Source organism: Pseudomonas marginalis (genome assembly GCF_008692035.1).
In the GTDB taxonomy this organism is placed as follows: Bacteria; Pseudomonadota; Gammaproteobacteria; order Pseudomonadales; family Pseudomonadaceae; genus Aquipseudomonas; species Aquipseudomonas marginalis.
Map to the genome: position 1 here is coordinate 1,287,938 of NZ_VTFG01000001.1, position 23,134 is coordinate 1,311,071.

The following is a 23,134-nucleotide window of genomic DNA, read 5'->3' on the forward strand; positions in this document are numbered from 1 at the left end:
ACAGGGGACGGCCATGAACACGTCAAAGTTATTGGTAGAGCGTATTGGCCTATTTCCTTCTTCGGGAAATATTCAAGTGGAAGTGCATGATTCATCCCATGTCGTCGAACGCCTGCAGGTGTTGTATGCCGATAACTCACTGGACAGCGACGCGTCCGGTGCCGGGTTTTCCATGGTGTTCGCCGATTGGCGCTTCAAGTTGCAGGTCAGTGACCCGTTGTCGGTGTGCCTGTGCGTGGAAAGTCGCGGCGACAGCCAGTTCATGCAGGTCAAGACGGCCGAACTGCTGGCCAATATCTGCGGCACCGAGGAGCGGCCATGAGCCTGTGGGCGGGCTTGAGACGCGGCTATGCGTTGCGCAGGCTGACGGGGATGTTCGAGGGGTTTGCCGAACCGGTGCAGGGCGCGCAGTACCAGCGCAACACCCGGGTCATCGGCCATTGGCTGGACCTGTTGCGCGGCAGCTCCCCGCAGCAGATCACCCATGCACTGTTCCAGCAGATGAAACGCGCGCAGCGCCGTGGCAATGCGCGGCGCTTCAACGCGCAGACGACCTTGCTGGCGCTGATGGTGGAAAGCAACCTGGCGCTGGACCTGGCGACCTACTCGGCCTTCCGGTGCGCGGTTTCCAGGCGCCAGGCAGGCTCCTGATGGGCCTGGTCGGCACCTGAGAGGGTCACTGCGACGCGGTTGAGCAGCCACTCCGCGTTGTACTTGGGCACCAGCCCACAGACCAGCAAAAACACCAGCCCGCCGCCGATGAACACGGGGGATACCTTGATGGGCGCGGCATCAATACGCCACAGGAACACACTGGCCGCTGTCGCACCCAGTGCGGCACCGGCCAGGGCTTCATTCAGCGGATGTATATAAGGCGCGACACAATAAGCACTGAACCCGATACTTATCACTAACCCCGCCAGCGCCGCCGGCCAACGCCAGGCCTGGTTGAACTGGCGGGCCAACAAACTCGTTGCCACCGTGACCATCAAACAGGTGTTCATGGCATGGCCACTTATTACAGCAATATCCAAGTGCTGGAAGGATAAGCCCCAACCTTTAAACAGCAACTTGCTGGCCGCCACGATCGAATAAGTAATACCCAGCGTTATTATCCAGGCCCGCAATGCCCACGGCGTGGAATACCTTAACCAGACAGCAATCACCAGTGCGGCCGGAATCATGACGGTAATGCCGCCATATTGCGCAAGTTCTGCCCGCATCACTGCTTAACCTTCGACGTGCCATTTTCGGCGCTCATCAGACCTCAGGCCCGGCAAAAACACAACGTTATCTAGGGTCAGCAACGCGCTCAAAATGCAATTTACTGATGACAACAAATAAATATGATTCTATATTTTAATAATTAGGTTAGAACCAAACGGCATTTTACAGCGGCTGTCGCGGCCCCTACCGTGGACGAGCATGACCGACCCCCTGCCCGGCGGAGGTACTCACTCCCTACTCGACAAGGACAGACCATGAGCATTGAATTCATCGGCTATATCGGCGGTCACCACGCTTCCGAGATCCACCCGCGCAGCGGCCCTACCCTGCAACCGGACTACGTGGAAACCGTGGCCCGCGCCCACGAAGAAGCCGGTTTCGACCGCGCGCTGGTGGCGTTCCATTCCAACAGCCCGGACAGCACGCTGATCGCCGCCCATGCCGCCAGCGTGACGAAAAAACTGCAGTTCCTGATCGCCCACCGTCCGGGCTTCGCCCAACCCACCCTGGCCGCCCGCCAGTTCGCCACCCTCGATGTGTTCAATGGCGGGCGCACCGCCGTGCATATCATCACCGGCGGCGACGACCGCGAACTGCGCGCCGATGGCAGCCATATCGGCAAGGACGAACGCTACGCGCGCACCGATGAATACCTGAGCGTGGTCCGCCAGGAATGGACCAGCGATCAGCCCTTCGACTTTGCCGGCACCTACTACCAGGTCGAAGGCGCCCACTCCGCGGTGAAGTCGCCGCAGCAGCCGCATATCCCGTTGTACTTTGGCGGATCGTCCAAGGCCGCGATTGAAGTGGCGGGCAAGCATGCCGATGTGTACGCGCTGTGGGGCGAAACCTATGAGCAGGTACGCGAGATCGTGACCCAGGTGCGCGCCGAAGCGGCCAGGCATGGGCGCACGATTCGCTTCAGCCTGTCGCTGCGGCCGATCCTCGCCGCGACCGAAGAACAGGCGTGGGCCCGTGCCGACAGCATCCTGCAACAGGCCACCGAGCTGGCCGAAAAGAATGGCTTTGTGCGGCGTGAACCGCCGAATGAAGGCTCGCGCCGGTTGCTGGCGGCGGCGGCGCAGGGCTCGCGGCTGGACAAGCGTTTGTGGACGGGGATTGCCGGGTTGCTGGGGGCGCAGGGGAATTCCACCTCGTTGGTGGGGACCGCCGAACAGGTGGCAGAGGCATTGGTCGATTATTACGACCTCGGCATCACCACCTTCCTGATCCGTGGGTTTGATCCGCTCAATGATGCGATCGACTATGGCAAGCGGTTGATCCCCCTCACCCGGCAGTTGATTGCTGAACGCGAGCAGGCCAAACAGGTCGCGTGAGCAAGAACACCACAAAACCCATGTGGGAGGGGGCAACCCCTCTCCTACATTTTGATTTTCACCTGGTTCGAAATCAGTTCTTGTAGTCGGTATCAGTCCGCTCCAACTGCCGAATCAGCGCATTCCAATGCCGCGCCACCCCCGGTCCTTCGCCACTGGCAAACACCTTGGCCTGTTGTTCGACTTTCGCCACCACTTCGGCCGGCGGGAAGATCAACTCCGCATTCCCCGCCGCCTGCGCCGCCACCTGGATATTGCACGCGCGCTCCAACTGTTGCAGCTGCGCAAACGCATGTTCAACACTGACGCCGGCGGTCAACAAGCCATGGTTGCGCAGGATCATCACGCTTTTGTCGCCCAGGTCCGCCACCAGCCGCTCGCGTTCGTCCAGGTCGAGGGCCACGCCTTCATACCCGTGGTACGCCACGCGCCCGGAAAAACCAATGGAGTGCTGGGAGATTGGCAGCAGGCCGTCCTTCTGCGCCGACACCGCAATGCCGTCGCGGGTGTGGGTGTGCAGCACCGCCTGCAGGTCATGGCGTGCGCCGTGGATCGCGCTGTGGATCACATAACCGGCGTAGTTGATGCCCAGGCCGGTAGGGTCATCGACGATAGTGCCGTCGAGGTCGACCTTGACCAGGTTGGACGCGCTGATTTCATCGAACAACAACCCGAAGGCGTTGATCAGGAAATGCTCCTCCGGCCCCGGTACGCGGGCGGAGAAATGGGTATAGATGTGGTCGGTCCACTTGTACAAGGCAGCCAGGCGATAAGCGGCGGCCAGTTTGACGCGCACCTCCCACTCTTGCGGGGTAACGCGCTGGCGAACATTGCTGGTGAGATTGGTGATCGAGGTGACGCTGCTCATGGCAAAACTTCCTGGATGGCCTTAAGGACTTCCAGGCAAGCCTAGGGGATGGCCAAAAATAATAAAAAGCACATTTTAATCTAAGCTAATTATTATTTTTTTTCATATAACCCTTACCAATAATTCAGGGCAAATGTGGTAGATCCCACGACCTCTTCGACGCAGCGCTGTCGCGCAGCAAACTGTGGCGAGCGGGCTTGCCACAAGAATGCGGTCGCCTGAAATTGTTCAGGCAAGACTCAAGACTTCAGGGTGAAATTCTAACCCTCTAAAATCATTCAGTTATTTTAAGTTTGATAAGAGGGGCTTGCCCCCGATGGCCATGAGTATCTCCCGCAACGCTAACACCGATGCGAAGCGAGCCGCCCTTGATCTTGCTTTTGATCTTGATCTTGATCTTGATCTCAGGCGCCCCGTTAACCACGCTGGCCGGAATCCGACAGTGATTTGGGGGGGTAAACCGGCAGGGATGCCGGTTTAGCCGCCCCGCGCCATGGATGGCGCGTGGCGGCGGCCCCCCAAATCACTGTCGGATTCCGGGCACACCGAGCCTAGGCGAGGTGCCGAGTGGTGGGGCAAGAGCCCTTTGCTTACTTTGGGGCTTTTCCAAAGTGAGCCGCCGTCAGGGCGGAACCCTAAGCCGCCGTTACCGCAGCAACGGATATGTACCCGGTCCAATCCAAAAAAATGGTCGGCCCAGAGGCCGTCATCGGGGGCAAGCCCCCTCCCACAGGGTTACGCGGCGTCGCGGACTTTATGCAGCGACGCCGCCACCCGCTTGCCAAACGCATCCACCGGCCCCTGCAGGTTGCCCAGGAAGTGCGGGTAGATCAGCCACAGGTCCATCACCGGCTTGAAATCCTTGAGCGGCATCACCGCCAGCTGCTCACGGTGCGCACTGCGTTCCAGCAACGGCCGTGGCACCAGGCCCAAGCCCAGGCCGTCGGCCACCAGGCCCAGTTGCAGTTCGGTGCCGAAGGTCTCCAGGTTGACCCGCAGGGCCAGGCCCTGATCGGACAAGGTGCGCTGCAAGCCGGCGCGGAAGCCGCAGCCGTCCGGGTTGAGGACCCAGCCATTCTGGTACACATCGGCCAGCTTGCAGGGTTTCTTCGGCAGTTGGGCCTTGGCGCAGACCACCACCAGTTCCATCTTGCCGATGGACTCGCCGACGATGTTGTCCGGGAAGATCTTGCCTGCCGGGAACAGCGCCGCCGCCGCATCCAGTTCGCCGCGTTCGATCTTGCCCACCAACTGGCTGCCCCAGCCGGTGGCGACCTGGGCACGCAAGTCAGGGTATTCGCTGCGCAGGTGCTTGAGCGCGTCCAACAGCACCACGTCGCCGATGGTCTGCGGCACACCCAGGCGCAGCAGGCCGGTGGGCGGTGCGTCGGTGGCCACCAGCTCGCGCAGGGCGTCCATCTCGCGCAGGATCAGCCGGCACTGCTCATAGACACGGGTGCCGATCAACGTCGGTTTGAGGGGTTTGGTGTTGCGGTCGAACAGCTCCACGCCCAGCGCCTGCTCGAAGTTCTGCACGCGGCGGGTAATGGCCGGCTGGGTCAATTGCAACGACTCGGCGGCATGGCTGATGGACTGGCAACGAATCACTTCGACAAAGGCATCGATATCGTCAATTTTCATTTGGGCCGCACATAGAGAACAGTCATTAAGATGTGTGTAAAGCATAGTTGCAGGAACGTGGCGTGAATAGCCCGCGCTGCAATCGATAACGTCTAACGCTATTCAGACCGCTTCTAAATTACCTTCAGCTATAAGCTAATCATTAAAAAATAGCATATTAACTATAAACATTATGCTTAGATAACCCCATCCCTGCGACCACACGATGGAAGTGCCATGACCCAGGCCCGACACCCCGAGAGACTCAGAGCCTTCATAGGCGCCCTGGCGGAATTGATCGACGGCAACCCACGGGAAGGCGACCTGTTGCACCGTGGCGGCAAGCTGCTGGCGCAACTGGTCAGCCATGACGATTGGCTCCCCGATGAATTTGCCCAACCCGACCCCGAGCGCTACCAGCAGTTCCTGCTGCATGCCGATTCGCGCCAGCGTTTCAGCATCGTCAGCTTTGTCTGGGGGCCGGGGCAAAGCACGCCGATCCACGACCATCGGGTGTGGGGGCTGATCGGCATGCTGCGCGGCGCAGAGTTCTCCCAAGGCTTCCAACGCGCACCCGACGGCAGCCTGGTCGCCGAAGGCCAGCCGATTCAACTGGTGCCGGGCCAGGTCGAAGCGGTGTCTCCCAAGGTCGGCGACATCCACCAGGTGAGCAATGCCCACAGCGACCAGGTGTCGATCAGCATTCATGTGTACGGCGCCAATATCGGCGCGGTGCGCCGTGCGGTGTACCAGCCCGACGGCAGCGAGAAACTGTTTATCTCCGGTTATTCCAATGCCTTCCTCCCGAATATCTGGGATTTGTCCAAAGAAAAGAGCCCTGCCCTATGACCACCGTATCGACCCGTAGCTTTGCCCGGATTCGCCAGGCCCTGTTGGACCGTGAAGAAGTCGCCCTGGTGGACGTGCGCGAAGAAGCGCCGTTTGCCGAATCCCACCCGCTGTTCGCGGCGAATATCCCGCTGTCCAAGCTGGAACTGGAGGTGTATTCGCGCATTCCACGCCGCGATACCCAGGTCACCGTCTACGACAACGGTGAAGGCCTGGCCGCCCGTGCCGCCGAACGCCTGGTTGCGCTGGGCTACACCCAGGTCAGCCTGCTGGAAGGTGGCCTGGACGGTTGGCGCCGGGCCGGTGGCGAGCTGTTTATCGATGTGAACGTGCCGAGCAAGGCCTTTGGCGAGCTGGTGGAAAGCGAGCGCCACACGCCGTCCCTCGCCGCTGAAGAAGTGCAGGCGCTGCTCGACAGCCAGGCCGATGTGGTGGTGCTCGACGCCCGCCGTTTCGACGAATACCAAACCATGAGCATCCCCACCGGCATCAGCGTGCCCGGTGCCGAGTTGGTGTTACGCGCGCGCGAACTGGCGCCCGACCCGGCCACCCGCATCATCGTCAACTGCGCCGGGCGTACCCGCAGCATTATCGGTACCCAGTCGCTGATCAATGCCGGCGTGGCCAACCCGGTGTCTGCGCTGCGCAACGGCACCATCGGCTGGACCCTCGCCGGGCAGAAACTCGCCCACGGCCAGTCGCGGCGCTTTGCCCCGACCTCGGAAGAACATCGCCAGATCGCCGCCGTCGATGCCCGCCGCGTCGCCGACAAGGCCCGCGTCGGTCGTGCCACCCTGGCCGACCTGCAAGCCTGGCAGCAGGACACCACCCGCACCACCTACCTGTTCGATGTGCGCACCCCGGAAGAATTCGAAGCCGGCCACCTGCCCGGCGCACGCTCCACACCCGGCGGCCAGCTGGTACAGGAAACCGACCATGTCGCCAGCGTGCGCGGGGCACGCCTGGTACTGGCGGACGACGATGGCGTGCGGGCGAATATGTCCGCGTCCTGGCTGGCCCAACTGGGCTGGGAGGTGCATGTGCTGGATGACCTGCAGGCAGCGCATTTCAGCGCGAAAGGCGCCTGGGTCGCCCCGGTGCCCGCGCCGCCCCAGGCCGAACTGATCAGCCCGCATACCCTCGCCGAATGGCTCGCCCATGGCGACACGGTGGTGCTGGACTTCACCGCCAGCGCCAACTACGTCAAACGCCATATCCCCGGCGCCTGGTGGGCGTTGCGTGCGCAACTGCCCGAGGCCCTGGCCAAGATACCCGCCGCCCAGCGTTATGTGCTGACCTGCGGCAGCAGCCAACTGGCGCGCCTGGCGGTGGCCGAAGTCGAAGCGATCACCGGCAAACAGGTGTTCCTGCTGCAAGACGGCACCGCCGCCTGGATCAACGCGCAACTGCCACTGGAAGAAGGCGAAACCCACCTGGCCTCGCCGCGCATCGACCGCTACCGCCGGCCGTACGAAGGCACCGACAACCCCAAGGAAGCCATGCAGGCTTATCTGGATTGGGAGTTCGGTCTGGTGGAGCAACTGGCCCGTGATGGGACCCATGGGTTTTACGTCATTTGACCCCAGGCACGCCTGCCCCCATTGCGGGAGCAGGCGCTACCCCAGGCTGATGGGGTGGGGGTACTGCGTTACTTTCTTTCTTCTGTGTCGGTGCAAGAAACCGTCCCCGAGCTACCGCTCAACTGAGACTGCATGGCGTGGACACCCGCCTCCATTTGCGAGGCCACGCTGAACTGGGCGCCGAGCAACAGGCTGAACATGACGCATGTGGTTGCCAATAATTTGAACATGACGAATCCTCACTGGTTCGCTGAGAGGGTAAAAATACCCCCATCGTTTACTCACAGCTGACTTGGCTGCGTACTGTCATTTTCTGCCCGGCGCAACGCCTGGACACCTGTGAAGAATGACAGTGGCCTAGACAACTTCGCACTATGCAAACCTGCGCTGAGAGCGATTGGCACCGTCCCTTTGGAAACCCAGGCACCCCAGCCGCAATTACGCACTTTAAAAATACATAAAACGCATATTAGATAACAAATTATCTTAATATTTTTCATAATTAACATATAACCAAAAAGACTTTCACAGCAGGTTTTTATGGGCATAACGTGAACTCCTCACCGACCCCTTCTCCAGGCGGAGGTAGCCGAACCCTTTTTCGATCTGCCTGGAGCCTGCATCCCATGGTCTTTTTCACTCCGTTCAAACGCCTGCTCCTGGGCACCGCCCTGGCCCTTGGCCTGGCCACCGGCGCCCACGCCGCCGACCTGCAACCGCTGCGGGTGGCCAATCAGAAATCGACGATCAAGACGCTGCTGGAAGTCTCCGGCGAAACGAAAAACGTGCCCTATGAAATCCAGTGGTCGGAATTCCCGTCCGCCTCGCCCCTGGGCGAAGCCTTGAATGCCGGTGCCGTGGATATCGGTGCCCTGGGCGATGCGCCCTACGTGTTTGCCCTTGGCGCCGGCGCCTCGCTCAAGGTGGTCAGCATCATCCACGCCGAAGGGCGTAACACCACCGCCCTGCTGGTGCCCAAGGATTCGCCGATCAAGACGGTGGCCGACCTCAAGGGCAAGAAAATCGTCACCGGCCGCGGCTCCATCGGCCACTACCTGGCGATCAAGGCCCTGGCCACGGCCGGCCTGACCACTAAGGATGTGCAGTTCATTTTCCTGCTGCCCAGCGAGTCGCGCCTGGTGCTGGATAACGGCACCGTCGACGCCTGGTCGACCTGGGACCCCTACACCACCGTGGTCACCTCACAAAGCCAGGCGCGGATCCTGGCCAGCGGCAACACGCTGTTGAGCAACCACCTGTACCTCGCCGCCACCCGCCAGGCCATCGCCGACAAGCGCACGCAGCTGGACGACTTTGTCGCCCGCGTCGACCGCGCCTACGCCTGGGCCAATACCCACCCCGACGAGTACGCCGCCGCCCAGGCCAAAATCACCGGGCTGCCGCTGGCCGTGCATGTGGCCGTGGCCAAGGAAACCCGCCTGAGCCCGGTGCTGATTGACGACAGCGTGATCAGTGGCCTGCAGGCCACCGCCGACACCTACCAGCAAGAAGGCCTGCTGCCCCGGCACATCGACGTGTCCCAGGGCTTCGACACGAGCTTTAACGCCAAGCGCGCCCCCAACAACCAAGCATCACGCTGAAGGAGCAGAACATGAGCACGCCACATCCATTGAAACCCCGCCATTTGAAACTGGGCGCCATGGTCCACGGTGTCGGACACGGCTGGGGCGAATGGCGCCATCCCCAGGCGCAACCGAATGCCAGTACAAATTTCGGCTTCTACAAGCAGCAGACCGAACTCGCCGAAGCGGCCAAGTTCGACTTCGTGTTCATCGCCGACAGCCTGCACATCCACGCCAAGTCCAGCCCGCATTACCTCAACCGTTTCGAACCGCTGACCATCCTCTCGGCCCTGGCCGCGTTGACCACGCATATCGGCCTGGTGGCCACCGTGACCGTCAGCTACACCGAGCCCTACCAGGTGGCGCGCCAGTTCGCGTCCCTGGACCATATCAGCGGCGGGCGCGCCGGCTGGAACGTGGTGACCTCGTGGCTCAGCGGCACCGCCGACAACTTCGGTAAAGCCGAGCACCCACCCCACGCCGTGCGCTACCGCATCGCCAAGGAACACCTGAACACGGTCAAGGGCCTGTGGGATTCCTGGGAAGACGACGCCTTTGCCTACAACAAGCAAAGCGGTGAATTCTTTACCCCGGGCAAGCTGCATGCGCTGAACCACAAAGGCGAGTTTTTCTCGGTCAAAGGCCCGCTGAACATTGCACGCTCGCGCCAGGGCCAGCCGGTGATTTTCCAGGCGGGCACCTCCGAAGACGGGCGTAACTTTGCGGCGCAGAACGCTGACGCCATCTTCGTGCATGTGGAAAGCATCGAAGAAGGCCTGGCTTATACCCAGGACCTCAAACGCCGCGCCAAAGGCTTTGGCCGCGACGCCGACAGCCTGTCGATCCTGCCGGGCATCCGCCCGATTGTCGGCCGCAACGAGGCCGAAGTGGAAAGTCGCTACCAGCAGGCCGTGGAGCTGGTCACCGTGGAAGATGCCATCGTCGCCCTCGGTCGCCCGTTCAACGACCATGACTTCAGCCAGTACCCGCTGGACGCGCCCTTCCCGGAGCTCGGCGACCTGGGCGCCAACAGCCAGAAAGGCGGCTCCGACCGTATCAAGCAACTGGCCAGGGACGAAGGCCTGACCCTGCGCGAAGTGGCGCTGCGCTTCTCGCGGCCCAAGCGTGATTTTGTCGGCACCCCGGAGCAAGTCGCCGACGCGATCCAGACCTGGTTCGAGCGCGGGGCCAGCGATGGTTTCATCATCAACTCGGTGCTGCCGGACGGCTTGCAGTACTTCACCGAACTGGTGGTGCCGGTGCTGCAACAGCGTGGCCTGTTCCGTAGCGAATACACCGGCCACACCCTGCGCGACAACCTTGGCCTGGACGTGCCGGCCAACCGTTACAGCGTCACTGCCGAGGTCGAAACGCAACAGGAGGCGCTGGCATGAGCGAATCCCTCAACCGTCAGTTGGCGGCGCTGCACGCCGAACGTGTAGCCACCTGGGCACCGGCGGCGTTGCAGGTCAATATCGACCAGCGCCAGCGCCTGGTGGATGAAGCACGGGTAGACGACTACGTGCAGATCGGCGATGAGCTGGACCCCTTCACCCTGCTCACTGTGGAAGGCGGCGAACTGACCCGCGAACGATTGCTGGCCGACGGCCCGGCGGTGCTGATCTTCTTCCGCTTTGCCGGCTGCCCGGCGTGCAATATCGCCCTGCCCTATTACGAACGCCAACTCTACCCACGCCTGCGAGAACTAGGCGTGCCCCTGGTCGCGGTGAGCCCGCAAGTGCCTGAACGCCTGGTTGAGATCAAGAGCCGCCACGCCCTGCAATTGCGGGTGGCCAGCGACCCGGACAACCAACTCGGTCGCCGCTTGGGCATCCTCTACAGCTTCGACGAAGCCTCGCGCAATGCAGCCCTGGCCAAGGGCAATCACATCGGTGAAACCACCGGTACGGGAACCTGGGAGTTGCCGCAACCGACCGTGGTGGTGATTGCCCAGGACGGCACGGTGGCGTTCGTGGACGTCAGCCCGGACTGGCTGGTGCGTACCGAAGCCGAGCCGGTGGTGCAGGTGGTGGAGCGCTTGCTGGGCCAACAGCCTGTACGCATCGCCATCTAGGCCCAGCGCCCCTCCCACATTTTGACCGAGTACATTCTCATGACCCAACCGTCTCTACGCTCCGTGGAGGTCGCCAACTTCGAGGCCCTGCTCGAACGCCTCAGCACCGAGCTGGCCGGCACCGCGCACCTGTATGACGAGAGCGGCGCCTTCCCCCATGCCAACTTCCAGCGGCTGCACGACCATGGCCTGGTCGCCCTCACCGTGCCCAAGGCCCTCGGCGGCGGTGGTGCCAGCCTGCCCCAGGCGCGCAAGGCGATCAGTGCGATTGCCAAGGGCGAACCGTCCACCGCACTGATCCTGGTGATGCAATACCTGCAACACACGCGCCTGCAAGACAGCAAGACCTGGCCGCCCCACCTGCGTACCCGAGTGGCCGAGGACGCGGTGCGCGACGGTGCATTGATCAATGCCCTGCGCGTCGAACCCGACCTCGGCACCCCGGCCCGTGGCGGGCTGCCGGCGACGACTGCCGTGCGCACTGCCGAGGGCTGGCGCATCAGCGGGCGCAAGATCTACTCCACCGGCAGCCATGGCCTGAGCTGGTTCAGCGTATGGGCGCGCAGCGATGACGCCGACCCGCTGGTGGGCGCCTGGCTGGTGCCCAAGGACAGCCCCGGCGTAAGCATCATCGACACCTGGGACCACCTCGGCATGCGCGCCACCTGCAGCCATGAAGTGGTGCTCGACAATGTGCTGGTGCCACTGGACCACGCCGTCAGCGTCAGCCCCTGGAGCGCGCCGCAACCGGAACTGGATGCCGAGGGTTTCCTGTGGATGTCGGTGCTGCTGTCCTCGGTGTATGACGCCGTGGCCCAGGCTGCGCGGGACTGGCTGGTGAACTGGCTGGAAGAGCGCCAGCCATCCAATCTCGGCGCGGCGCTGTCGACACTGCCGCGTTTCCAGGAAACCGTCGGCCATATCGACACCCTGCTGTTCGCCAACCGCAGCCTGCTCGACGCCGCCGCCGACGGCCACACCCCGGCCGCCAACGCCGCGCAGTTGAAGTACCTGGTCACCCACAACGCTATTCGCGCGGTGGAGCTGGCCATCGAGGCCTCCGGCAACCCCGGTCTGTCACGTCATAGCCCGCTGCAACGCCACTACCGCGATGTGCTGTGCAGTCGTGTGCATACCCCGCAGAACGATGCGGTGCTGCAGGGCGTGGGTAAAGCCGTGTTCGCCCAACGCCAGAAGGAACGCACATGACCCAGGTGATTATCGCCAGCCAGTTGGACGAAGACTACAACGACGTGATCCGCGCGCGCCTCACTGCGATCCACCCCGGAGCCCAGGTGATCGGCGTGCCGGCAGGCGTGCCAAGCGACCTGCCGCCCCAGGCGAATATCCTGCTGCTGCGCCCGATCAACGTGCGCGGCTACACCGCACCGGACACCCCGCCACCGGGCTGGCCCTACGGCGCGCAATGGGTGCATTTGGTATCGTCCGGCATCGACTTCTACCCGCAATGGCTGTTCAACGGCCCGCCGGTGACCACCTCCCGAGGCAGCGCCGCTGACAACCTGGCCGAGTTCGCCCTGGCAGCGATCTTTGCCGCTTCCAAGCATTTGCCGGACATCTGGGTGAAGGACTCGCAATGGAACTTCACCGCCCTGCGCCCCCTCAAGGGCACCACCCTGGGCATCCTTGGCTTTGGCGCGATTGGTGAAAGCCTGGCACAAAAAGCCCTGGGCCTGGGCATCAAGGTGGTCGCGCTGCGTCAGAGCCAGGCACCGCTCGGCGCCGGCGTGGACGCCGCCCAGGACATCCACGACCTGTTCGCCCGCGCCGACCACCTGGTGGTGGCCGCGCCACTGACCGACGCCACGCGGCATATCATCAACCGCGATGTGCTGGGCAGCGCCAGGCCGGGCCTGCACCTGATCAACATCGCACGTGGGGGCCTGCTCGATCAGGAGGCGTTGCTGGAGGCCCTGGATAACGGCCAGATCGGCCTGGCATCGCTCGACGTGACCGAGCCGGAGCCCTTGCCGGACGGGCACCCGCTGTACAGCCACCCACGGGTACGGTTGTCGCCGCACACGTCAGCGATTTCGACCAATAGCCGCAACGAGATTGCCGATACGTTCTTGGCGAATCTGGAGCGCTACGTTTCAGGGGTTGAACTGGCGAATCTGGCTAACGCCTGACGCTGTTCAAAAATGTCGGAGGGGCGGTGCGACGATTCGACTTGCTCCCGATGGCGGCCTTCGGGCCGACCATGTCGTTGGAGTTGAGCGAGTACATATCCGTTGCTGCGGTAACGGCGGCTTAGGGTTCCGCCCTTACGGCGGGTCACTTTGGAAAAGCCCCAAAGTAACCAAAGGGCTCTTGCCCCAACACTCGGCACCTCGCCTAGGCTCGGTGTGCCCGAACGAAGGCTTGAATCCGTGGGCCGCCGTCATGGGCCATCCTTGGCCCAGGACGGCTAACCCGGCGTCCTGCCGGGTTACCCACGGATTCAAGCCTGCGTTCGGCCAGCGTGTTTGACGGGGCGCCTAGGATCAAAAGCAGAGCAAAAGCAGAGCAAAAGCAGGCTGAGGTCTGCCTGCTGGATGGAGATCCAAATGTGGGAGGGGGCTTGCCCCCGATGAGGGTGGGTCAGTGATACTTGGGTTGACTGACTCACCGCTATCGGGGGCAAGCCCCCTCCCACATTTACCGAGTACACCAGACCCAACTCCGGTCGGCTCTAAGGCCGCCGCGCTTCGGCTTTTGATCTCAAATCGCCCCGTCAAACACGCTGGCCGAACGCAGGCTTTGGAGCGTGGGTAACCCGGCAGGACGCCGGGTTAGCCGCGCTGGGCCAAGGATGGCCCATCGCGGCGGCCCACGCTCCAAAGCCTTCGTTCGGGCACACCGAGCCTAGGCGAGGTGCCGAGTGTTGGGGCGAGGACCTTTTGCTTACTTTTGGGTCCCTCCAAAAGTGAGCCGCTGTAAGAGCGGAACCATAGGCAGCCGTTACCGCAGCAACGGATATGTACTCGGTCAAAGCCAACGACATGGTCGGCCCGAAGGCCGCCACGGGGGCAAGCCCCACATCTGGCTATGCGGCCAGGCGAGAAATATCATCAGATATACGCATCATAAATAAAAATTAACTGCATATCTTTAATAATGAGCATATAACAAAACAGACTTTTACGAACGTCTTTCCTATCCATATTGTTATGTCCAGCACCGACCCCTGACCAGGTGGAGGCCTTGCCTGAACCACCACTTTCTCAGGGACCTACCATGAGCCACATCGCCGCGCCCAATCGCCTCACCCTTGCTGTCTCCCTCGCCCTGTTCGGCGCGTACGCCCACGCCGATGACGCCGCGCTGCCGGTGGTCAATGTCACGGCCGAGCACCGCAGTGAAGACTTGCAGAAAACCCCGCTGGCGATTTCCGCCTTCGACGAGAAGAGCCTCGACGACAAGCAGATCCGCAGCGTGCGCGATCTGTCGGGCCAGGTGCCGAACCTGACACTCAGCCGCCAGTCGATCTCCTACAGCGCCCAGACCTATGGCATTCGCGGCATCGGTGAAACCGACCCGATCCAGGAAGCCGCCGTGGCGGTGTACGCCGACGACTTGTACATCCCACGGGCGATTTCCTCGATGCTCGACTTCAATGACGTCGAGCGCGTCGAAGTGCTGCGCGGCCCCCAGGGCACCCTGTACGGGCGCAACAGCAGCGCCGGGGCGATCCGCGTGATCACCCGCGACCCCAACCAGGAAACCCGTGGTTTCGTCGAGCTCGGTGCCGGCAACTACAATGCGCAGAACGGCCGTTTCCTGATCAGCGGCCCGCTGGTGGACAACGCGTTGTTCGGCAGCTTTTCGGCGCTCCGCCTGAGCCGCGACGGCACGGTGTCCAACCCGACCCGGGGCAAGGATGTGAACAACGTCGATATCCAGTCCTATCGCGGCAAGCTGCGCTACAAGCCCGAGGATTCACCCTGGGATGTGCAGTTGACCCTGGCCGGCACCTTTGACCGTGGCGACACCACCAGCTACTCGCCGTTCGACGCCAACGGCCGTTTCGACAAGTTCAAGAGCTACAGCAGCCTCGACCCGAAAAACCGCCTTGACCAGGGCAGTTCGGTGTTGCGCGCGATCTATGCGATCAACGATCACTTGAATGTCAAATCGGTCACTGCCTGGTCGTCCTTCAACCAGCCGGTGGACTACGACAACTCGGGGCAGGCCGCGCTGATCCAGAACAACCTGATCCTCTACAAGCAGAACTACGCCACCCAGGAATTCCAGCTCAACGGCGACTATGACGATTTCAGCTTCAGCACCGGCCTGTACCTGTACCGCGAACGCTTCGATGCCGACCGCGACAACCTCACCTACTCCATCGCACGCAACCGGGTGATCGGCCAGGGCCAGTACAGCACCACCAACACCGAAAGCTACGCGCTGTATGGCCAGGGCACCTACAAGATCACCCCGCAGCTGTCGCTGATCGCCGGCCTGCGCTTTACCCGCGAACACAAGAACTTCGAGTTCACCAATTACGCGATCAATACCGACCGGCAGATTACCGGCACCAACTTCGCGGCCGAGTCGAGCAAATCCTGGCAGTCCACCAGCCCGAAAATCGGCTTCGAATATGCCTGGACGCCGCACCTCAACCAGTACGCCTACGTCGCCAAGGGCTTCAAGGCCGGCGGATACGACAACCGTGCGCCGACCCGCGCCGCCGCCGAGCAGGCGTTTTCGCCGGAAGACGTGACCACCTGGGAAACCGGCTTCAAGGGCGACTTCTTCGACCAGCGCCTGCGGGCCAACGTCGCGCTGTTCTACAACGACTACAAAGACCTGCAGACCAACGCCTACGACCCGGCGCTGGGGGTGAGCCTGCGCACCAACGTCGGCCAGGCCCACACCTACGGTGTCGAGTTGGAAACCCTCACCGCCCTGAGCCGCGACCTGCAACTGAGCGCCAACCTCGGCTACCTGGAGAGCCAGTACGACGACTTCCAGAACGCCAGCGGTGCCGGGGTCGATGCCAATGGCAAGCAACTGGTGTTCTCGCCGCGCTGGAACGCCAGTGTCGGCCTGAACTACACCATTCCCGCAGGCCTGCCGGGCACCTGGCTGGCGGGCACGGATGCGCAGTTCCAGACCAAGTCCTACGCCAACGCGCTGAACGACGACATCCAGGAAGTGCCGCAGCAAACCTTCTGGAACGCCAACACTCGCTACATCAGCGGCGACGGCCACTGGACCACCACCCTGGCGGTGAAAAACCTGCTGGACCGCGCTTACCCGCAATCGGTGGGCTATGTGCCGTCCAGCGGCGCCCGTTATTACTCGGTCAACGATCCGCGCACGCTGTTGCTGTCGGTGCGCTATGACCTCTGAGTGCGTTACTTGATGCGGTAGTGGAAGGTATTGCGCACCGCCGGTACGGCCACGGCCTTGCCGTCAACGATCCTCGGCTGGTAGCGAAAGGTGTTCGCCGCCGCCAGTGAAGGCCGGATAAACAACGGGTGGCAGCCGTCCAGCACCTTGGGATTTTCCACGCGGCCTTGGGTGTTGACGCTGTACTCCAAGGTGCAGTCGCCCTCGATGTTCTTGTCCAGGGCGCGCTCGGGATAGTCCGGTGCCTCCTTGCTCAGGGGTTGGTATTGGCGGCTGTCGAAGGCCGGCGCCGGGGCTGGCCCGGGGGTGGCTGCCCGGGCTTTTTCAGCGGCCAGGCGTTGCTGATCGAGGCGTTGTTGTTCCAGCTCGCGGTTGCGTTGTTCGCTGGCCAGGCGTTCCTGCTGCTCGATTTTCTTGTCTTCGACGCGTTTACGCGCCAGGGCGGCTTTCTCGAGTTTCTGCGCCTGGACCTGCGGGTCGACCACGGGCTTTGCCGGCACCGGCACCGGTATCACCACCGGTTCCGGCGGTGCGGGGGCAGCCACCACCGGTTCAGGCTCGGGTGCTGGCGCCGGTGGCAGCATGACCAACTGCGTGTGCATCACCCGAGGGGCATCCACCACGGGCTTCTCCGTCGACCAGCCCAGCATCAACGCGGCCAGCACGCCGACGTGCAGGGCCACCGCCAGGCTGGCGGCGAGGCTGTTTCTCCAAAACCCGGAAGCATCCCGGGGCGCCATCGTCAGGGTGGGACTGTGCATGATCATCGCCGTCATTGCGGGGCCTCGGTCACCAGCCCCAGGTTACTGACTCCACCCTTCTGTAACACCGCCATGGCCGCGACCACACGGCCGTAACCGGCGTTGTCGTCGGCGCGGATATAGACCTGGGTGTCGCTGCGCGCCGCCACCACCTGCATGACCTTGGCGCCCATTTCATCCAGGCTCACGGCGCTGTCGGTCTGGTGCTGGGTATCGAGTTCGCCGCCGAGGTTCCAGTAGTAGCCGCCGTCGGCCTTTACCGACAGCGTGAGGATCTGCTGGCGGGTGTCGGTGGCCAACGCCTCGGCGGCGACTTTGGGCAGGTCGATCTTCACGCCCTGGGTCAGCATCGGCGCGGTGACCATGAAGATCACCAGCAGCACCAGCATCACGTCGATATACGGCACCACGTTCATCTCGGCCTTGGGCCCGTGCTTGCGTTGCGGCCTGACTAACATGGGAGTTGCTCCTTTCAGGCGGCGACGGCCAGGTTGATCGACGTACCGCGCAGGGTGCGGTGCAGGCGTACCTGCAGCTCATTGCCAAACGCGTAGTAACGGGTGAGCAGGGTCTGGCCGCGCGCCGCGAAGCGGTTATAGGCGATCACCGCCGGGATCGCCGCAAACAGGCCGATGGCCGTGGCGATCAAGGCTTCGGCAATGCCCGGCGCTACGGTGGACAACGTCGCCTGTTGCACCTGGGACAAGCCGATAAAGGAATTCATGATGCCCCACACCGTGCCGAACAGGCCGATGTACGGGCTGACCGAACCCACGGTCGCGAGAAATTGCAGGCCCTTTTCCAGTTCGATTTCCTGCTCGGTGATCGCCACCTGCAAGGCCCGCTCCACGCCTTCGAGCACCGCCGGGTCATGGCTGTGCAGGTGCTGGTATTCCTGGACCCCGGCGATAAAGATCGGCGCAATGCCGCCCTCGCCCGCCTGCTGGACCTCACGGGACAGTGCCTGCAGATCCGGCGCGGCGCGAAAGCGCTGCACAAACGTATTCAACTGCCGCTCCAGGCGGCGCAGCACACTGCCGCGCTGGATAATCAGGTACCAGCTGAGCAAGGACGCCAACAGCAAGGTGAGCATGACAGCCTTGACCAACAGGCTGGCGTCGCTGATCAAACCCCAGATCGTCATATGTTCCATCGTCGCGTGCATAGTGAATCTCCCATTCGATTAAAAAGTGATGACCGGTTGATGACGGTTCACGGCAATTTCAATGCGCGGGTGACCTCGGCCCAGGGCACGAACTTGAAGTTCTGGGTCTGCTCGGGCATGCGCTTGCGCCCGTCCTGCACCACCAGCATGCCTTGGCTCCATGGCCCGCCGAGGTTGATGGCGGTGACTTCCAGGCCATCGGTTTCCGACGCACCGTCGATACCGGCGGCGGCGTTCAAGCCGACGCGGAAGCCGCCGTGCACGGCAAACGGCGGTTCGGCATCCACCACCAGGTAGCTGTCATTGCCTTGGCTGGAGATCACCAGGTAGTCATGTTTATCGCTTTGGTACAGCGCCAGGCCCTCGACATCCGCATGCAATTGCGCGCCGACCTTGATCACGCTGGTCAACGTCGCCGGTTGATCGGCGCGCGCATCCACCGCCCACACGCCGACGTCTTCCTCACCGATAAACAGGCGCTGGCGCTGGTCGTCGGCGACACAGCCTTCGGGTTGGCTGTCGACCTTGAACTGGCGCACCAGCTCGCCGTGTACACGGCCGTCCGGCGCACTGAGGCGGTATTGCAGGAAGGTGCCGTCCTTGCCGTTGGCAATCGCGTAGATCTCGCCGCTGGCGGGCTGGAACAGGCAGATGCCATAGATTTCCTTTAGCGGCGTGGGCACTTCACCGGCCTCACGCAGCTCGCCGCTCTGGCGGTCGATGCTGAACAGGCTCAGGCTGTTGTGATCGCGATTGCTCGCCACGGCCAGGTCCACCGTTTGCGCGCCAAGCTTGAAGTTGGGGCGTACATCGACGTTATTCAGGCGGCCCACCGCCAGTTCCTGCAACAGCTTGCCGTCGAGGTCGTAGGCGAGCAGGCCCTGTTTCTTGTTGGTGCCAAGCACACGGCTGTTGGCCGGGGTTTGCGGGTGAATCCAGATCGCCGGGTCATCCGCCGCGTCGCCCTGGCGGCCGACCGGGTCGCTCTGGCGCAAGGCCGCGACTTCCGGCAGCACTGCAGCCGCCGCCACAGGTGTGGCCTGCCAGTCGAGCCTGGCCTGGTAGAGCGTGCCGCTGTCATCATCGCGCACCAGCAACTGGCGGCCATTGAGCGCCAATTGCTCCGGCTCTTTCAGGCCCGGCAGGCCCAGGCTCGATTGCTCCACCCAGCGCTCGCCGGTGTGCTGGAACAGGTGTAACCGGGCGGTCTTCGGGTCCAGCGCAACCAGGCCACCGGGTACCAGCGCCATGGCCCCGGCTTCGCGCCTGGGAGTGTCGAACAGCGCCACCGGCGTGCGTTTCACCTCGGCTTCCGGGTGCGCCGGGTAGGCCCACCAGCCGACATTCTCTTCATTCACCAGCAACTGCTGGGTGGCATCGTCCACCTGGCAGAACTGCGCCGACGGTGGCAGCGGCAGACCCCGTACACGCTGCGGGTCGGTGAGCAGCGTCGAGCCGTTGCCCACCAGCCATTGCTCGCCCTTGCCCTCTTCGCCCACCAGGAACACAAACAGGTTGGCCGCTGCATCGCGGTACAGGCACAGGCCATTTACCGGGTAGTCGCGGGTCGGCAGGTACAGCGGTTTGCCCCAGCTTTTGCCGGCGCTGTCCAGGCTGATCAGCAACGCCTGCTGGCGCTCGTTGTCGAGGCTGGCGACCAGCACCTGGGCCCCTGCGGCGCGGGTGTCGAGGCTGCTGAAGTTACCCTTGAAACGCGCCAGCTCGGCGCCCTGGCTGTCGAGCAGTTGCAGGCCGTCGCGGGTGCTGGCGGCCAGGCGCTCGGTGGTGTTGGGCAGGAAGCCCACGGCTTCGGCCTTCAGGCTGGGTGCCCACGGGGTCAGCGCCAGGTCGGCGGCGAACGCATGGCCGCTGGTGACCAGGGCAATCAGCAGGTACAGCTTGGAAATTCTCATGGACAAGCAAATCCTTCAAAAACAATGGAGATCAAATGTGTTGAATTCAAAAATGGGTGAAGGTCAGGCCCACTTTGTAGGTGGGGCCGTACTCTTCGTATTGGCCGTTGTAGCTGCGGTGGCCGGTGTAGACGAAGTACGACTCATCGGTGAGGTTCTGGGCTTCGAAGCTGACTTGCAGGTTCTTGGTCAGCGAGTAACGCGCGCTGAAGTCGACGAAGGTCTGCGCGTCGACGTGCAGGTCGTGGGCCTTGTCGTTGATCGAGGCCAGTTCATACAGGTAGGCCGACTTGTAGTTGGCCGACAGGCGCAGGCTGAGCTTGTCGTCCTCCCAGCCGAGCATCAGGTTGCCGACGGTGTCCGACTGGTTGGGCAGGCTGATGTTGCGCTTGCGATTCGTGCCGCTGGCGGCGTCGAAGCCTTCGATATCGGCGCTGGAGCGGCTGAAGGTGCTGTTGGCGCCGATCAGCAAACCGTTCCACGGTGCGGGCAGCCAGTCGAACTTCTGTGAGTAGGCCAGTTCCAGGCCATAGAGCTTGGCGCTGTCGCCGTTGGCGTAGGTGTGAGCCTCGGAAAAATTGGTCCAGGCGCCGGTACCGGCAAGGTCGGTGTTGTAGACGAAATTCTTGATGTCCTTGTAGAACACGAATGCCGACACGGTCCCGGCGCGGCCCATGAAGTGCTCGATACCCAGGTCAAGGTTGCTCGATTCCAGGGGCTTGAGGTCCGGGTTGCCGAAGGTGGCTTCGTCATCGTCGATCACAAAACCCGGCGCCAGCTGGCCGAACGTCGGGCGCACCACCGACTTGGTCCAGGCCGCGCGCACCTGGGTGTTCTTGTCGATCTGGTAGCGCGCATGCAGGCCCGGCAACCAATGGTGATAGCGGCGCTGGATCTCGGTGGGCGTGAACACGCCATCGGTGGCGCCGGTGCCCTTGGCTTCGAACTCGGTGCCCTCGTAGCGCAGCCCGGCGATAAAGCGCCAGTCGTCGATGTCGAGGGTGTTCATCAGGTAGCCGGCGTTGATGTCCTCGCGGATGGTGAAGTCGTTGACCCGCGATTCGGTCTCGTCATAGAAATCCGCCGGGTTGAGGCTGCCGATCAGCTGCTTGATGGCGCTGGGGCTGATGCCGGGGCCGTAGTTGCCCAGGCGATAGTCGACGCTGCCCTTCTGGAACCGGGTGAGGTTGAGTTGGTCGGCGCTGAAACCGAGGGTGTCGAAGTCTTCGTAGACCCAGGCCTCCAGGTCGTTGTCCTTGTTGCGGCGGCTGACCTTGCCGCCGAACTTGACCTGGGACGCATAGCCGCTCAGGTCATAGTCGCGGGCCAGGTCCAGGCGCAGGTTTTTCTCGGTGTCCTGGGTGTTCTGTTTTTCCCAGTCGACCTTGTCGAGACTGAAGTTGCTGGCGTTGTAGAAGCCGCTGCCGATGATCGGGCGGGGTTTGTCCTTGTCGTAGAAACCGCTGTTGGCAAAGTCACCGCCGTCGAAGGTGGCGCCGGCGATATGCGCCGGGCTGTCTTCGCTGGACTGGCTGTAGCCGGCCTGGCCGCTTAAGGTCCACAGGCCGAGCATGCGTTCGCCGCCGAATACATAGGATTGGATTTCCTGGGTTTCCTCACGGTTTTTCAGCTTGCGCTTGCCCTCGGCATCACCCAGTTGGCCCGGGGCCTGGGGGTCGGCAAACTCGATGCTGGTGGAGTTGCGGGTTTCGGTGTCGGTGTAGCGGCTGTAGAGGGTGCGCAGGTAGTAGCTGCTGAGGTCGTCGGGCTTGTAGTCGAAGTTCAGGCCACCGCCGGCACGCTCGCGGCTGATGTCGTAGTCGCGCTGTTCGAACTCGTTGAGCCGGGCGCCGTCGGTGAAGTCCCAGGCGCCGCCGGTTTCGACGTTGTCCGAGCCGAAATCGCGCTTTTGCCAGCTCAGCGCCGCAGCGACGCCGAAGTTGTCGATGCCGTCGCCGAGGCTGAAACGGTTACTGGCGGCGCCGGAGAATTTCGGGCTGGTCTGGTGGGTATTCTTGTCGTAGCTGGCTTCGCTGCTGCCGGTGTAGAACAAACCTTTATGGTCGAAGGCCGAGAGGCTTTGCACATCGACGGTGCCGCCGAGGGAATTGGCGTCCATGTCCGGGGTTAGGGTCTTGATCACCGACAGCGACTGCACCAGTTCCGAGGGCAGCACATCGAGGGCCACGGCGCGGCGCGCGCTTTCCGGGGCGGGCACCAGGGTGCCGTTGATGGTGACGCTGTTGAGGTCCGGGCCCAGGCCGCGCACGCTGACAAAACGCCCTTCGCCCTGGTCGCGCTCCACACTGATGCCCGGCAGGCGCTGCGCCGCTTCGGCGACGTTCTGATCCGGCAACTGGGCCACGCCGTCGGCATGCACCACGCTCTTGATGCTGTCTGCGCTGCGTTGCTCCTTGAGCGCCTGGTCGATGGCGGCCGCCTGGCCGACCACCTCGACGTGCTCGGTGGCGCTCGCTTCGGCGGCGCTCAACCGTTCACTGGCCATCGCCAGGGCCAAGGCGGTAAGCGTAAAGCTGACGAGCCCGGTGCGCTTGTACATGCAATCCTCCCCAAGAATCCGTTGGCGCCAGGCAAGGGGCCCGGCAACTGGGAGGGCACGCTAGGGGTGGGGGATGACGGTTCTGTGACAGTAGGTCTGTGGCAGGCCCATAAACCGGGGGGTTTAGCCGATTTCCGGTTTGAAATGAGCTGAAATGACCTCAGTAGATCGAATGTGGGAGGGGGCTTGCTGTGGTGAAGGGGCTTGTCCCCCGACGGGTTCACTGAGGATACGGGGGG

The 23,134-nt window shown here is 62.8% G+C and carries 20 protein-coding genes; 11 read left to right on the top strand and 9 right to left on the bottom strand.

Translation table 11 applies throughout. The features are described 5' to 3' along the window. The first annotated feature begins 13 nt into the window (after positions 1-13). Both FX984_RS32665 and FX984_RS05535 read left to right on the top strand, forming a co-directional pair. Entirely contained in the window at positions 14-322 is a 309-nt protein-coding gene (locus FX984_RS32665; protein ID WP_223841602.1) for a phosphomannomutase, read from the top strand. Continuing rightward, positions 319-651: a hypothetical protein gene (locus FX984_RS05535; protein ID WP_027608690.1), complete on the top strand. Its 333-nt coding sequence runs from the start codon at positions 319-321 to the stop codon at positions 649-651. Before FX984_RS32665 ends, FX984_RS05535 begins: the two co-directional genes overlap by 4 nt. On the opposite strand, the gene FX984_RS05540 is transcribed toward FX984_RS05535, so the two are convergent. Further along, positions 603-1,223 (bottom strand): phosphatase PAP2 family protein, encoded by a 621-nt coding sequence (locus FX984_RS05540; RefSeq protein ID WP_430713019.1) that lies wholly within the window; start codon positions 1,221-1,223, stop codon positions 603-605. The genes FX984_RS05535 and FX984_RS05540 overlap by 49 nt on opposite strands. Positions 1,224-1,481: 258 nt before the next feature. On the opposite strand from FX984_RS05540, the gene FX984_RS05545 reads away from it, so the two are divergent. Beyond that, on the top strand, positions 1,482-2,564 hold the full coding sequence (locus FX984_RS05545) for an LLM class flavin-dependent oxidoreductase (protein ID WP_098479260.1): 1,083 nt from the start codon (positions 1,482-1,484) through the stop codon (positions 2,562-2,564). Positions 2,565-2,637: 73 nt separating this feature from the next. Here the strand turns inward: FX984_RS05545 and FX984_RS05550 are convergent, their stop codons facing one another. Together FX984_RS05550 and FX984_RS05560 are read right to left on the bottom strand one after the other, a co-directional pair. Continuing rightward, positions 2,638-3,432, bottom strand: coding sequence for a class II aldolase/adducin family protein (locus FX984_RS05550; RefSeq protein ID WP_027608693.1), 795 nt, complete (start codon positions 3,430-3,432; stop codon positions 2,638-2,640). A 735-nt stretch (positions 3,433-4,167) separates the two neighbouring features. Further along, positions 4,168-5,073: a LysR family transcriptional regulator gene (locus tag FX984_RS05560; protein ID WP_027608694.1), complete on the bottom strand. Its 906-nt coding sequence runs from the start codon at positions 5,071-5,073 to the stop codon at positions 4,168-4,170. 216 nt (positions 5,074-5,289) lie between these two features. On the opposite strand from FX984_RS05560, the gene FX984_RS05565 reads away from it, so the two are divergent. Continuing rightward, a complete protein-coding gene (locus FX984_RS05565) occupies positions 5,290-5,901 on the top strand; it encodes a cysteine dioxygenase family protein (RefSeq protein ID WP_027608695.1) in 612 nt (203 codons plus the stop codon). After that, positions 5,898-7,481 carry a rhodanese-related sulfurtransferase gene (locus tag FX984_RS05570; RefSeq protein ID WP_098479259.1) on the top strand — a complete coding sequence of 528 codons (1,584 nt, stop codon included), beginning with the start codon at positions 5,898-5,900 and terminating at the stop codon, positions 7,479-7,481. Before FX984_RS05565 ends, FX984_RS05570 begins: the two co-directional genes overlap by 4 nt. A gap of 68 nt (positions 7,482-7,549) precedes the next feature. Here the strand turns inward: FX984_RS05570 and FX984_RS32390 are convergent, their stop codons facing one another. Next, positions 7,550-7,711, bottom strand: a complete 162-nt coding sequence (locus tag FX984_RS32390) for a hypothetical protein (protein ID WP_155954390.1) — start codon at positions 7,709-7,711, stop codon at positions 7,550-7,552. Positions 7,712-8,107: 396 nt separating this feature from the next. Here FX984_RS32390 and FX984_RS05575 point away from each other — a divergent pair, with 396 nt between their 5' ends. From FX984_RS05575 to FX984_RS05615, 6 genes are all read left to right on the top strand, one after another. Next, a complete protein-coding gene (locus FX984_RS05575; protein WP_146477979.1) occupies positions 8,108-9,082 on the top strand; it encodes an ABC transporter substrate-binding protein in 975 nt (324 codons plus the stop codon). Between the two features lie 11 nt (positions 9,083-9,093). Then, on the top strand, positions 9,094-10,458 hold the full coding sequence (locus tag FX984_RS05580) for an LLM class flavin-dependent oxidoreductase (protein WP_146477977.1): 1,365 nt from the start codon (positions 9,094-9,096) through the stop codon (positions 10,456-10,458). Continuing rightward, complete coding sequence (locus tag FX984_RS05585) at positions 10,455-11,138, top strand: peroxiredoxin-like family protein (protein WP_092356671.1); 684 nt, start codon at positions 10,455-10,457, stop codon at positions 11,136-11,138. Before FX984_RS05580 ends, FX984_RS05585 begins: the two co-directional genes overlap by 4 nt. 39 nt (positions 11,139-11,177) lie before the next feature. Beyond that, complete coding sequence (locus FX984_RS05590; protein WP_092356668.1) at positions 11,178-12,347, top strand: acyl-CoA dehydrogenase family protein; 1,170 nt, start codon at positions 11,178-11,180, stop codon at positions 12,345-12,347. Continuing rightward, positions 12,344-13,288, top strand: coding sequence for a D-isomer specific 2-hydroxyacid dehydrogenase family protein (locus FX984_RS05595; protein ID WP_027608701.1), 945 nt, complete (start codon positions 12,344-12,346; stop codon positions 13,286-13,288). The genes FX984_RS05590 and FX984_RS05595 overlap by 4 nt, the downstream gene beginning before the upstream one ends. Before the next feature lie 1,087 nt (positions 13,289-14,375). Next, positions 14,376-16,496, top strand: coding sequence for a TonB-dependent receptor (locus FX984_RS05615; protein WP_115488257.1), 2,121 nt, complete (start codon positions 14,376-14,378; stop codon positions 16,494-16,496). Positions 16,497-16,501: 5 nt separating this feature from the next. Here the strand turns inward: FX984_RS05615 and FX984_RS05620 are convergent, their stop codons facing one another. The 5 genes from FX984_RS05620 to FX984_RS05640 are packed head-to-tail and all read right to left on the bottom strand — an operon-like array spanning position 16,502 to position 22,895. Further along, positions 16,502-17,272, bottom strand: coding sequence for an energy transducer TonB (locus FX984_RS05620; RefSeq protein ID WP_027607141.1), 771 nt, complete (start codon positions 17,270-17,272; stop codon positions 16,502-16,504). Further along, complete coding sequence (gene tolR / locus FX984_RS05625) at positions 17,269-17,715, bottom strand: protein TolR (RefSeq protein WP_027607142.1); 447 nt, start codon at positions 17,713-17,715, stop codon at positions 17,269-17,271. Before tolR ends, FX984_RS05620 begins: the two co-directional genes overlap by 4 nt. Before the next feature lie 14 nt (positions 17,716-17,729). Beyond that, positions 17,730-18,422 (bottom strand): protein TolQ, encoded by a 693-nt coding sequence (gene tolQ / locus FX984_RS05630; protein ID WP_092357273.1) that lies wholly within the window; start codon positions 18,420-18,422, stop codon positions 17,730-17,732. A gap of 47 nt (positions 18,423-18,469) precedes the next feature. Beyond that, complete coding sequence (locus FX984_RS05635; RefSeq protein WP_146478362.1) at positions 18,470-20,335, bottom strand: phytase; 1,866 nt, start codon at positions 20,333-20,335, stop codon at positions 18,470-18,472. A 46-nt stretch (positions 20,336-20,381) separates the two neighbouring features. Next, on the bottom strand, positions 20,382-22,895 hold the full coding sequence (locus FX984_RS05640) for a TonB-dependent receptor (protein ID WP_146478363.1): 2,514 nt from the start codon (positions 22,893-22,895) through the stop codon (positions 20,382-20,384). Positions 22,896-23,134 lie beyond the last annotated feature (239 nt).